At 63.6% G+C, this 11,861-nt stretch carries 13 protein-coding genes; 5 read left to right on the top strand and 8 right to left on the bottom strand.

Translation table 11 applies throughout. From position 1 onward, the window contains the following. Positions 1 to 40 precede the first annotated feature (40 nt). Positions 41 to 1,258: a class I SAM-dependent methyltransferase gene (locus ACYU81_RS05655; RefSeq protein ID WP_460986803.1), complete on the bottom strand. Its 1,218-nt coding sequence runs from the start codon at positions 1,256 to 1,258 to the stop codon at positions 41 to 43. Positions 1,259 to 1,430: 172 nt separating this feature from the next. On the opposite strand from ACYU81_RS05655, the gene dgcA reads away from it, so the two are divergent. After that, positions 1,431 to 2,408 (top strand): N-acetyl-D-Glu racemase DgcA, encoded by a 978-nt coding sequence (gene dgcA / locus ACYU81_RS05650; protein WP_460986802.1) that lies wholly within the window; start codon positions 1,431 to 1,433, stop codon positions 2,406 to 2,408. Here dgcA and ACYU81_RS05645 read toward each other — a convergent pair. The 5 genes from ACYU81_RS05645 to ACYU81_RS05625 all read right to left on the bottom strand — a co-directional run bounded on the left by ACYU81_RS05645 (position 2,402) and on the right by ACYU81_RS05625 (position 7,237). Beyond that, positions 2,402 to 2,800: a hypothetical protein gene (locus ACYU81_RS05645; protein ID WP_460986801.1), complete on the bottom strand. Its 399-nt coding sequence runs from the start codon at positions 2,798 to 2,800 to the stop codon at positions 2,402 to 2,404. The two genes, dgcA and ACYU81_RS05645, sit on opposite strands and share 7 nt — an antisense overlap. An 88-nt stretch (positions 2,801 to 2,888) precedes the next feature. Further along, a complete protein-coding gene (locus ACYU81_RS05640) occupies positions 2,889 to 4,052 on the bottom strand; it encodes a mechanosensitive ion channel family protein (RefSeq protein WP_460986800.1) in 1,164 nt (387 codons plus the stop codon). A gap of 25 nt (positions 4,053 to 4,077) precedes the next feature. Beyond that, positions 4,078 to 5,082 carry a DNA topoisomerase IB gene (locus tag ACYU81_RS05635; RefSeq protein ID WP_460986799.1) on the bottom strand — a complete coding sequence of 335 codons (1,005 nt, stop codon included), beginning with the start codon at positions 5,080 to 5,082 and terminating at the stop codon, positions 4,078 to 4,080. Positions 5,083 to 5,150: 68 nt separating this feature from the next. Further along, positions 5,151 to 5,870 carry a hypothetical protein gene (locus ACYU81_RS05630; protein WP_460986798.1) on the bottom strand — a complete coding sequence of 240 codons (720 nt, stop codon included), beginning with the start codon at positions 5,868 to 5,870 and terminating at the stop codon, positions 5,151 to 5,153. Continuing rightward, on the bottom strand, positions 5,870 to 7,237 hold the full coding sequence (locus tag ACYU81_RS05625) for a putative O-glycosylation ligase, exosortase A system-associated (protein WP_460986797.1): 1,368 nt from the start codon (positions 7,235 to 7,237) through the stop codon (positions 5,870 to 5,872). The genes ACYU81_RS05630 and ACYU81_RS05625 overlap by 1 nt, the downstream gene beginning before the upstream one ends. 200 nt (positions 7,238 to 7,437) lie before the next feature. Between ACYU81_RS05625 and ACYU81_RS05620 the strand changes: the two genes are divergently transcribed. Beyond that, a complete protein-coding gene (locus ACYU81_RS05620; protein WP_460986796.1) occupies positions 7,438 to 8,667 on the top strand; it encodes a TIGR04063 family PEP-CTERM/XrtA system glycosyltransferase in 1,230 nt (409 codons plus the stop codon). 35 nt (positions 8,668 to 8,702) lie between these two features. Continuing rightward, positions 8,703 to 9,533 (top strand): hypothetical protein, encoded by an 831-nt coding sequence (locus ACYU81_RS05615; RefSeq protein WP_449474175.1) that lies wholly within the window; start codon positions 8,703 to 8,705, stop codon positions 9,531 to 9,533. Positions 9,534 to 9,543: 10 nt separating this feature from the next. On the opposite strand, the gene ACYU81_RS05610 is transcribed toward ACYU81_RS05615, so the two are convergent. Next, positions 9,544 to 9,915 carry a hypothetical protein gene (locus ACYU81_RS05610; protein ID WP_449474173.1) on the bottom strand — a complete coding sequence of 124 codons (372 nt, stop codon included), beginning with the start codon at positions 9,913 to 9,915 and terminating at the stop codon, positions 9,544 to 9,546. Continuing rightward, a complete protein-coding gene (locus tag ACYU81_RS05605) occupies positions 9,912 to 10,097 on the bottom strand; it encodes a hypothetical protein (protein WP_097092364.1) in 186 nt (61 codons plus the stop codon). Before ACYU81_RS05605 ends, ACYU81_RS05610 begins: the two co-directional genes overlap by 4 nt. 116 nt (positions 10,098 to 10,213) lie before the next feature. Here ACYU81_RS05605 and ACYU81_RS05600 point away from each other — a divergent pair, with 116 nt between their 5' ends. Together ACYU81_RS05600 and ACYU81_RS05595 are read left to right on the top strand one after the other, a co-directional pair. After that, complete coding sequence (locus tag ACYU81_RS05600; RefSeq protein ID WP_460986795.1) at positions 10,214 to 10,885, top strand: S24 family peptidase; 672 nt, start codon at positions 10,214 to 10,216, stop codon at positions 10,883 to 10,885. A 51-nt stretch (positions 10,886 to 10,936) separates the two neighbouring features. After that, positions 10,937 to 11,854 carry an XdhC family protein gene (locus ACYU81_RS05595; protein WP_449474171.1) on the top strand — a complete coding sequence of 306 codons (918 nt, stop codon included), beginning with the start codon at positions 10,937 to 10,939 and terminating at the stop codon, positions 11,852 to 11,854. Positions 11,855 to 11,861 lie beyond the last annotated feature (7 nt).

Below are 11,861 nucleotides of genomic sequence, written 5' to 3'. Positions count from 1 at the left end.
GCCCCCGGCGCAAGCCTCAACGAGGATCAGCGGCGCGGCGTCAGCTGGAAGGTGTAATCTCCGCCGCCAGCGTCATGATGCGGCGAGCGGCCGTGCGCCCGGTCAGCGCGTAGGCCATGTCGCCAGCTTCCCAATAGGCGATGATATCGGCTGCGCGCCGGGCGATCAGGGGATGTCCCTCTGCAGGCGTTTCGGCTTTATCCGCAAAGAAGGAGAGTTGTTCGCCTGCGGGTGTCACGATCGAGATGGCTATGGCCGGACTGTCCGGCGTCGGAAAGAGCTGAACGTCGGTAACGCGCCAGCTGCGGGGAAAAGATGGCAGGATGATCCCGGTTGAACGGCGTATTTCCTCGCTGTTGAGGGTCGCGCTTTCCACCTGAGACGCCATATTTTGCCGCAACAGGCCAGCACGGTGGGACGCTGCTGCTTCGTCGAGGAAGGGACTGGCCTGCGCCGCCTGCGGAAACTCGCCCAACGCACCTCTCGCGATCCAGCCAGTCGCCAGCAGGGCTGCGATCGCGGCTGTCCGGCGCAAATGCTGCCAGCCGCGCCCGCTTTCATTATCGTTGGCGACCGGGATCGACATGTCACGCCTGCGCCCGACCAGCGTGCCCTTGGTGCCGTCATGCATCAGGCGAAAGTCGATGTGCGGCCAGCGTTGACGCCAGCGCCGCGCCACGATCCGCTCGCCCGGCCGCGCCGCGTCATCCAGCAAGACAACGGCGTTGGGCGACAGCCGTGCAAACAGGCTGTCCGCTGCGCCCCGTACCAGTGGATGGACCGACCATGGCGGCCCGTCGATGATCAGGAGGTCGATGCGCTCAGGCAGATCGTCCAGCGCATACCAGCGCCCCGGCCAATCGCCGCTCTCCGATGCCAGCGGCGCATGGCGCAGGTCGGCTTGCAGACCATGATCGCAGAGCCAGTTGCGGGTAGCATCGACAAAGCCGCCATGCTGGTCAAAGCTGGTCAGGCGGCCTCCGCCATGCATCGCCAAGGCCTTGGCCGCAACCAATGTGGAAGCGCCCGCGCCCAGTTCCACGACCTGCGCAGGCCGCAAGCGCGCAATCTCCCGCACGATATGGCGCAGGAAACCGACATCCGCCTTCCAGCTGCCAAGATGCGGAAGCGCATCATGGGGCAGGTTCAACTCATCCATCAGAGCGCGTTTGTCGGCTTTGCGCCCACCCGAAAGGCTGGCGAGCAGCCACGGCCAACTGATCGCCCCAAAACCGATGCGCCATGCCAGATCGGACATCCGGCGTTGTGTCGCACCGTCCTCCTGTTCGGCCAGGGAAAGAAAGCCAGTCAATTCGCGGGAAGTCACGATGCACCCATCCTTATATAAGATCTGGCGGGACTATGCGGCGGCCCGCGATTCTCGCATAGAGCCTGTGTCCGGTCCCTAACTTGCCGCTCAGGAAACGTCGATGACCCGTATAATTTCCGCCACCATCGAACGCTGGCCGGTAGCAGGCGCCTTCATCATCAGCCGGGGCGCCAAAACCTCTGTGGACGTCGTGGTCTGTACCGTGAGCGATGGCGTACATGTGGGCAGGGGCGAAGGCACGCCCATCTATTACGAAGGTGAAACAGCCGAAGGCTGTGCCGCCGCCCTCAACGCTTATCGGGGGCCGCTGGATCGCGAGGCACTGCTGGAAGCGATGCCGCGAGGCGCGGCGCGCAACGCGCTTGACTGCGCATTGTGGGACTTGGAGGCCAGGCAGGCGGGCATTCCCGTTTGGCAACTGGCCGACGTTCACCCCCCCGCACCGCTGCCTACTGCCTTCACCATCAGCCTGAATGACCCCGACCAGATGGAAGCCGACGCCCGTGCCGCGGCGGGCAGGGGCTTTGCCCTGTTGAAATGCAAGCTGACGGGTGAGGGGGACAGGGAACGGATCGCGGCGGTTCGCGTCGGGGCGCCCAGTGCGCGGCTGATCGTCGATGCCAATGAAAGCTGGCATGATCTCGACATTGCGGCCGAAGCGGGCGCTCTCGCTGAACTCGGCGTGGAAATGGTGGAGCAGCCGGTTTTTCACGGGCGTGAGGACAGGCTGGCGGGCGTTAAGGCGCCGCTCCCGCTCTGCGCGGACGAAAGTTGCCACACTCGCGCGGACCTTGATCGACTGGGGGACTTTGACGCGGTCAATATCAAGCTGGACAAGGCGGGCGGATTGACCGAGGCGCTGGCTCTTGCCCGTGCCGCAAGGGAGCGGGGCTTCCGCATCATGGTGGGTTGCATGCTCGGCACGTCGCTCGGGATTGCCCCTGCGGCGTTGGTCGCGCAGGGCGCCGACTGGATAGACCTGGACGGTGCCCTGCTGCTGGCCAAGGACAGGGATGGCGCCCTCGCCTTGCGGGACGGCATGCTGCAGCCGGGCACGCTTTGGGGCACGGGTCAGTAACCGAGCGTTAGGCCCACGGCATAATATTTGGGGCCGACATTGCCTTTCACGCGCAGCTTCGGAACGATCGGCATCGCGACAGTGGCATAGGGTCGGCTGTTGTCACCGCTGAACCGAATGCCAGCGCCGATCGTCGCAAAGGCTGGCAGGTGGTAGGTTGCCTCGACCCGGCCATACAGCTTGGCCTCACCATCGCGCAGGTAAACGCCCGCCCCGGGGGTCAGGCTGAAACCCGCCACGTCCAGCGCGTAGCCAGCGCCGATTTCGGTGCCCCAATGACCATTCGCCCGGCCGTAATTGACTTCTGCTCCAAGCCCTTCGGCATGCGCCGCAGGAGCGATGGCGAGAGAGCCCATCAGTGCGGCGGCAGCGAGTTTGGTGCGTGACAACATCTTCATTCCCCAATCAGCGATGCTGCTGCCTGACCGGCTGACAGGGCCGAGGCAAGCAAGGGGTAGGTGAAGCGAATCGAAAACCCGCTCAGGTGAGCCGCGCAGCTCCCCCATGATCGATGTGGATGGGATCGGGATAGGGCATGATCGTCCGCCCGTCCGGCGCTGCGGTAAAACTCGTCTGGGTGGGATAGGCAAATTCAATGCCTTCCGCCTTGAACCGCTTCCAAATCGCAAGGCCGATGCGATGGCGCGATTGAAAATAATCATGCGTGTCGGGGTAGGGCACATCGAAGTTGAGTTCGTAATCCAGCGAGCTCGCGCCAAAGAGCACCAACCCGGCATTGACGAAATGCATGCCTTCGTCCGTTACGATCTTCTCAAGCAGGGCAGGGATGGCATCGGCCTTTTCATCTGGCGTCTGGTAGATGATCCCGATGGCAAAGGTCACCCGACGCTGCTCCAGCGTTTGAAGGCTGGTAATCTCCTTTTGCAGGAGGTTGGCGTTGGAGATGACCTTCTTCTCGCCCGTCATCGCGCGCAGGCGTGTGCTCTTGAGGCCGATGCGTTCGACCCGTGCGGTCGTCTGGTCATAGGTGATGACTTCGCCCCGGCGGAAGGGCTTGTCGAAGATGATCGACAGGGCAGCGAACAGGTCGGAGAAGATGCCCTGCGCCGCGAGGCCGATGGCGATGCCGCCGATGCCAAGGCCCGCGACCAGACCCGTCACGTTGACGCCCAGATTGTCGAGTACGACCACCAAGGCGATGGCGAACAGGCCGAAGGTCACGAGGACGCGGATCAACCCCATGGCGTTGGCCAAGGTTTCGCCATGAGCGTCTTCGCCAACGGTCTTGCGTTCAACGAGGCCCAGGATGATCTCGCGCGCCCAGATGGCCGCCTGGAAAACGGCGGCGATGGTGAAGAGGAAGGCCACCGTCTTCATCACCATCTGCGGAGGATTGGCGTAGCTGACCACCAGCCGCGCGGCGACCAGGGCCATGAAGAAGTGGGTGGTCCGGGCGATGGCACGGCCAACGACGTTGGAAACGCCAAGCGTGCTGCCCGGCTTGCCCCTGAACCGCTTGCCAAATTGCCGCAGCGCGGCGAGGGCGAGATAGATGGCAACGCCGATCCCGACGGCGATCACTATCTGCAAAGAGTGAATGGCAAACCAGTTCGTCGTGGCGTGCCACATTTCCGAAAGGTTGGGAGCGCGAACCGTGAAGGCCGGGTCATTCTTTGCAGCCATGGTGATCCCTGAAAAATCTAAGCGGTCAGGCCGCCAGAGGAAGAGAGGAGCTTGCCCCGCATTCTTCCAGAAAGGCGATCAGTCCGCGTTCGTAGCGGGTGAGATAGCGCGTACTGCGCGGCAAGCGAAGCCCTGCCCGCCATTCATCCTGTCCCGACTTGCACAATTCGATCAGCGCTGGGTGGATATAGCTTTTACGGCTGATGGCGGGCGTGTTGCCCAGCGCTTCAGCCACCGGCGCGACCATCTGCGCGAGCGATACGGGGCCGGATGCTAATGTTTCGAACGCGACAGCCGATGCGCCCCATGTGCGGAAATGCTTGGCGGTGAAGTCATGCCGCATGGCTTCCGCTATATAGGCGTTCACGTCTCCGGAAGTGATCGGCCGGGCGATCCCTTCCTCGTCCAGATATTGGAACAGATGCTGCCCCGGCAGGTCCTGCATGGCGCGCACAAAGCGGAGCAGCCGCCGGTCGCTGATCGTCAGGTCATGTTCGCGCCCCGACTTGGCACGATAGCGCAACCGCAGCTTCTGCCCGCTAAGGTCGACATGGCGGCGGCGCAGCGTCGTGGCGCCGAAGCTCTTGTTCGCTGTGGCATATTGTTCGTTGCCCACGCGCACCTTGGCAAGGTCGAGCAGGCGCACGACTGCGGCCAGGGTCCTTTCCTTGCGCAGGCCGCGGATTGACAGGTCAGCCTCTATGCGCGCGCGCAGGCGGGGCAGCGCGCGGCCGAACAAGGCGCAGCCGCCGTATTTCTCCGCCTCTCGCGCGGCGCGGAACTCCGGATGATAGCGATATTGCTTGCGGCCCCTGTCGTCATAGCCGGTCGCCTGTATATGGCCATGCGGTAGCGGGCAGAACCAGCAATCCCGATAGGCGGGCGGCATGCCGATGGCGTTAAGCCTGTCGATCTCGTCCCGGTCGGTGATCCGCGTGCCATCGGCAAGGAAATAGGCCCATCCCCGTTTCAATGGGCGGCGCGCTATTCCCGGCAGGCTGTCATTGGCGTGGACGAGGCGTTGCGGCATTTGGCTCCTTCTCAAGAGCCATTAACCCGCCTTACCGCGCTTGCGTTCCCCGGCCTCGACGCGTGGGGTCAGGATCGGCCGGGCTGTGAGCCGGTCAAGCGCCAACGAAGCGCTCCGCTGCTGCGCAAGCGCCAATGCTCAGGATGGCGGCGGATGACCGATAGATGTGCGAGGGTCAGGGTCGCCGCCAATATCGCGGCGGGCATGGCGATCATCGCCATATTGGGCAGCAGCAGCGCGATCGCGAAGAAGCCCAAGGCTGTGGCTGCGGCGATCATGGTGGACCGTGCTTCACCGTCCGGCCCGCGCATCCAGAATATGCAGCCGCTCACCCCCAGCGCGAAAGCCATGGCGAGCCGGGCGGGCTGACCCTGGCCCGCAAGGCCGCAGCCGATGAGCAGAAGAAGGATGAGGAGCGCGATCCCGGCACGGGGCAGGCGGCCAAGCAGATAGGCTCCGGCAGGATAAAGAAGCAGCTCCGCCATCAGCACCGCTGCCAATATCGACCCGGCGAGCGCCGCCTGCTCTGGCCCCGCGATGACCGCCACCACCGCCGTGGCAGCCCAGGGGACGAGGCGTCCGGGCGCCATGCGAATATGGCTGATCCAGCCGCGCAGGCCCGCGCGGGTTTCCCATCGCCGGTCGGCAAGGCGCAGTTGGAAAGCCGCGATAATGAACAGCGCTTCCACGCCCCATGGCAGGAACTCCCTGCCGATCATGGGTGACGCCAGCACCAGTCCGAGCAACAAGCCATGGGCGATGCCCAGAATGCGGAGTTCTCCGCTCATCATACTCCCCCTGTGATCGGCTTTGAGGGCCGGAACGGAATGGCCGGGGCTCGCGTACCTTCCCGCTGCTTGCGCGTGAGATAGGTGTCGAGGCCGATTTGCAGCGATAGCATCATGAAGATGAAGGGTTGGTAAGCGATGCCGACGAACAGCGAACCGATCATGTAGATGACATGGCCCTGCTGAAGCGCCAGCGCGAAGGGCGCGACCCATGCCTCGCCCGGACCATCGCGGCCCCGATAACGTCGGCGGATTGCTTCAGTGCGGATGAAGCAGATGAAGTGGATCAGCAGCCAGAGAGCGAAGCCGAAATAGCCCTGCTCGCCGAGCATTTCGAAATAGGCGCTGTGATAGGCGCGGCCCTTGTCAGTAACGAGCCGCCGCTCCATGCGCGACCCGCCGCTGTCGGTCACCCGTTCCTGCATGAAATAGGTGAAGCTGTTCTGGAGGTAATTGTCGAAGCCGCCGCCGCCGGGATGATCCTTCACATAGTCCAGTGTCCACTTCCAAACGGCAAGGCGGGTGGAAGCGCTTTCGTCGCCCTGGTGATTCTCGATGGTGGACATGCGCTGGGTGAAGCTGGCGGGCAGGAAAGGGATGGCGGCAAGCGCGGCCACAGCTAGCAACGGGCCATAAACAAAGCGCCGCTTCGACCGCATCAGCATCATGCCAGCGAGGATGACGATGCAGACGAGTCCCGTGCGCGCTTCGGTGCCGATCGGCATCAACAGGCAGGCGAAGCACAGCGCATAGGCGAAGGTTCGCACCCGCCAGTCCGGCGGAAAGATGGTGCCGTGTTTCGCCAGCCAAAGGATGAGCGGGATCAGCGAGATGGCGACGCAGCTGATGATGCTGCCTTCGTACAGGCCGCTATTATTATCGACCATCAGGTTGAGGACGCCATAGCCGCCGCCCGACAGCGCCGTCTTCATACCGCCATTGATGATGATGGTGCTCGCACACAGCACCATGAACAGCGCCAGTGCCTCCAGCCGCAGCCGCGTGCGCAGGGTCAGCGGCAGGAAGATCGCGAAGATCATCGCCTTCCACACCCATTCCCACTTGGTATGGGCGTTGAGCGGGAAGTCGGCCGTCCCGGTCGTATAGCCGCACCAGGCCAGCAAGATCAGCAGCAGCAATTGCCGCATGGAAAAGCGGCAGTCCGTCTTCTTGTCCACCAGCAGCCATGCGCCCACCGCCAGAGCAAAGGCGATGGCGGAAATCGGGATGCGGTTCAGCAGGAAGTAGGACAGCCGCTGTGGCGAGACGATGTCGATATAGGCGTAGACAGCGACCAGCAGGAATGGGCGCCGCAGCCCCAGCAGGAAGAAGGCGCCGAGAAAAGCGAGGAAGAAGAGATCACGCATCGCGCGATCTCTCCGCCTGCGATTCGTCATCCAGATCGGCGCGCGGCAGCAGGCGCCAGGCCGCCAGCATGATCACGCCATGGCTGATCAGCAGGGAAAGGGCGTCAATCATCGCGCGAAGGGTTCTTCCATGGCCACACCCTTTCCCTAGCGCGGCAGAGTTGACGGGCCGTTAAACCTTTTCCGCCACAACAAGCGTCATGACTCGGATACTCCATGTGCTCGATCACAGCCTGCCGATGCATAGCGGCTACACCTTTCGCACGCGTGCCATCCTGCGAGCGCAAATGGCGCAGGGCTGGGACGTGCGGGGAATTACCGGATTGCGTCACGGCGCCAAAGGCCCAGCAGAAGAGGTCGTGGACGGCCTTCATTTTCATCGCACGCCGGGCACGCCGACAACCGGCAATCCGTTGCTGCGCGAATGGCGAGACATCGCGGCGCATGCGGATGCCATCGATTCGCTGATCGCTCGGTGGCGGCCGGACGTCATCCACGCCCATTCGCCCGTGTTGAACGCCATGGCGGCACAACGCGCGGCCAAGCGGCACGACATTCCGATGATCTACGAAATCCGCGCCTTCTGGGAGGATGCAGCGGTCGGAAACGGCACCGGCACCGAAGGCAGCCCGCGCTATTGGCTGACCCGGCAACTGGAAACCCATGCGGTGCGCGCGGCCGATGCCGTCGCGGTCATCTGCGAAGGGCTGCGTGACGATCTGGTTGCGCGCGGGATCGATCCGGCCAAGATCATCGTTTCGCCCAACGGCGTGGATATGGAGCAATTCGGAACACCGGTGCCGCGCGATCCGGCGCTTACCGCAAGGCTGGGGCTTGAGGGCGCCGATGTGGTCGGCTTCATCGGCAGCTTCTACGATTATGAAGGTCTGGATGACCTCATCGCCGCGATGCCCCGGCTGGTGCGCGCGCGGCCCAAGGTCAAGCTGCTGCTGGTAGGCGGCGGTCCGCGCGAACAGGCACTGCGCGACCAGGCGACGGCCTCGCCCTTCGCCGACCATATCGTTTTCGTAGGGCGCGTCCCTCATGATGAGGTCGAGGATTATTATGCGCAGGTCGATGTCCTCGCCTATCCGCGCAAGGCGATGCGGCTCACCGATCTTGTGACCCCGCTCAAGCCGCTGGAGGCAATGGCGCAGGGACGGCTGGTAGCTGCCTCCAATGTGGGCGGTCATCGCGAGTTGATCGAACATGGGGTGACCGGCACGCTGTTCGCGCCCGGCGATCCCGCGGCCATTGCGACCGCTTTGGCAAAGATGTTCGCTGATCGTGGGTTTTGGGACGATCGGCGGGCGACGGCTCGCGCCTTTGTCGAACGCGAGCGTAACTGGTCGTCAAATATTCTGCGTTATGGGCCTGTCTATGAGCGGTTACTGGCGCAGCGGATCGCGCGCGTTCGCGCTGCCGCCTGAACGGAAACATGGCGGTGGTTCGACTTCATAGGGCCATGACCCCGGCCGTGCTGGCAGGGCTGGCGGTCGCGCTGATCCTGTTGGCGATGCCCGTGGGACTGGTCGAGACAATCGTCGCGTCGAGCGGACTAAGCGAAGCCTTGCCCGCCGCCGCGCCGCCGTTGGGGTTGAAAGCGCGCCTGCTTGTTGCAGGCTTCGGCGCGCTGATGGCGATGGGCTTCGTAAGTTTCAACGCGGCGCCCATGCCGATGAAAAAGGATCGACGCTCTCGCAGCGTTACAGGAGTGAGTGATATGGGTTTTGCATTGCCGAAGCTGAACTGGCTGTCTCGCGGCCGGACCTCTGGAGCCTCCAGAATATCGCGCCCGCTGATGCGCCGCGCCGACGCGCATCCCGACGCCCCGGCGCGTGCGCCCATCTTCGCGAGCCGCGACTTTGGCGGCCTGGAGATTTTCCCCCGGATTGGCCCTGCGCGGGGTGAACAGTTCGAATCGGCTCAACCGGAAGCGGAGGCCATAATCCTGCCCGGTGAGCCGACGCCAGCAGAGGCCCCGGACATTCATTCAGCGGTCGATGCCGAATTTGAAGCGGTGAGCGTCATTGCCACCGATTCCGCCCCCGCCGATCTGTCCAACGACATCCCGCCAGTTCCCAGCCTGCCTTCGCTGGCTGAACTCACCGCGCGGTTCGAGAAAGGCCTAACCGATCGTGTGCGTGGCGCCAGGACTGCCGCCGCCGACGGTGTCATCGCTGACATGCCGACCGAACAGCGGGTCCCGGTGCGGGATCGGGTCGAGGATGATGTCGATCAGGCGCTGCGCGCGGCGCTTGGCACATTGCGGGCCATGGCGGATCGGGCGCGCTGAGGACTGCCGCTCACCAATCTTCGATGGTGAGCGCCGACAGTTCGATCCACTCCTCTTCCAAAGCCGACCTGCCGCCATCAATTATGATGTCGGCGACAAAATGCCTGGGTAGCGTCCATTCGGCTTCCTCCAGCCCTTCGGCGAACCGGGCTCGCCGATCTTTAGCGTCCGGCCCCTTAATCCGCAGCGTGATGACGTGCCGCCTCCCCTGGAACAATGCGCTGGCCCAGGGACGGCTGATAGCGCGTTCGATGCTGACGGGTTCGCCCGCACGCTCGATCAATTGGGCGAGCAGTCGGGGCAGGGGGTCCTGTCCACTCAGGCGCCTTCCTTCATTTTCGACCAGTTTCCGGCCTTGGCGGAGATGATCCAGACTTGTCATTGACCCGCGCTCCTGCGATATGTGTTCATGAAATGTTCTATACGTCTCTTGATCCGTTCCCCCGGTTCGCGACCTTGACGCAGGTCGAACACCAGACGGGGATCGCGAACGCTTTCACGGCCAAAGCGTGTCGCCGGAATGCCGTTGTCCCGCAGGAACTTCTCTACGGCGCGAATCAGCATGCGGTTCAATCTCCTCTCTTCGATGCGATTCGCCCCCTGCGAATCCCTAAGTGTTTTCCTATTTCTCCCCCTATTTCCTACTTGTCTAGGAAAATTCCTATCATTATGGATGAATCATGATCGGTAATGGAGAAGATCCGCGCGTTGTGCTGGAACGGCTGATTGCCGAGAGGGGGGAGAATTATGCCGACCTGTCCCGCCTGCTGAAGCGTAACCCGGCCTATGTTCAGCAGTTCATTAAGCGCGGCACGCCCCGCAAACTGGATGAGGAGGACCGGCGGGTGCTTGCACGCTATTTTGGCGTTGCCGAAGACCTGCTGGGTGGGCCGGGGCGCCAAGCCCCGGTGGAAAGGAAATCGCGGCCTCTGCCCGCAGTGGTGCCTGTGCCGCGCCTGTCGCTTGGCGCGTCGGCCGGACCCGGTTCGCTTGACGAGGATGAGCGGGCGGCGGGTGTCATGGCTTTCGACGCGAACTGGTTGCGCCATCTGGGCGTGAAGCCTCAAAGAGTATCCATCATCCGGGTGGATGGCGAATCGATGGCGCCGACGCTCAATGATGGTGACGAGATCATGGTCGACCATGATGATGACGCGATGCGGCTTCGCGATGGGGTATATGTGCTGCGACTGGACGGCGTGCTGATGGTGAAGCGTATCGCGATGGGGCCACGCAGAGGGCTGTTCAGTGTGCGCAGCGACAATGTTCATTATCCCGACTGGGTGGACATCGACCCATCGCTGGTGGCGATCGTTGGCCGGGTCGTATGGACCGGGCGGCGGCTCGTCTAGCTTGGCGAGACGTTGGCGGTCTCTTATGTGCGATGGGCAAGGAGGCCGGGATTGAACGACAATGACGCGGTGATACGCAAGGCGATCGAGTGGCGTGGCGCGCCCATGGCGCTGGCGACGGTCGTATCGACATGGGGATCGGCCCCCCGGCCGCGTGGCAGTCATATGATCGTCCATCGCGACGGCCGTTTCGAAGGCAGCATTTCAGGCGGTTGTGTTGAGGCCGACGTCCTGCAACGGGCGGAGGAGGTCATTGCGGGCCGCCCGGCGCATCTCGAACGCTATGGCGTTGCCGATGATGACGCCTGGTCCGTGGGCCTTCCCTGCGGAGGCGAGATCAGCGTGCTGGTCCAGCCGGTGGAGGAGGGGAGCTTCGCGCCCGCATTGTTCGACCGGATTGCTGAGGCTCGCGATGAGGGGCGGTCCCTCGTCCTTTCCACCGACCTTGGTACAGGTATCACCCGTGAAGCAGTGATCGAGGGTCAATTCCAGAACCGCTACGATCCGCCGCGCCAGTTGCTGATCGTGGGCGCGGTGCAGATCGCCCAGTCCTTATGCGCGCTTGCCCAGGCCATGGGCGTCAGACCCGTGGTGATCGATCCGCGCGGCCGCTTCTTGACGGAGGAGCGTTTCCCCGGCGTCGAGTTGGACGATCGCTGGCCCGACGAGGCGATCGCGGCGCGCCGCCCCGGTGAAGCGACGGCGGTCGTGACGCTCAGCCATGATATCAAGATCGACGATCCCGCTCTCGCCACTGCCCTGCGCGCGCCGACCGGCTATGTCGCTGCGCTGGGGTCGCGAAAGAGCCATGCCGCTCGGTTGGAGCGCCTATCGGCAATGGGCTTTTCTGCGGAGCAACTTAAGCGAATCGATGGCCCGGCGGGGCTCGACATCGGCGCGGTGGGCGCGGCTGAGATCGCCCTGTCCATCGCAGCGGGCATGATCGCAGGCTTCAACGCGCGTAGCTGACCGGCGT

The sequence above is a fragment of the Sphingobium sp. TomTYG75 genome, assembly GCF_054771635.1.
Note: the sequence above shows the minus strand (reverse complement) of the source record. Positions and strands in the feature narration are given on the sequence as shown.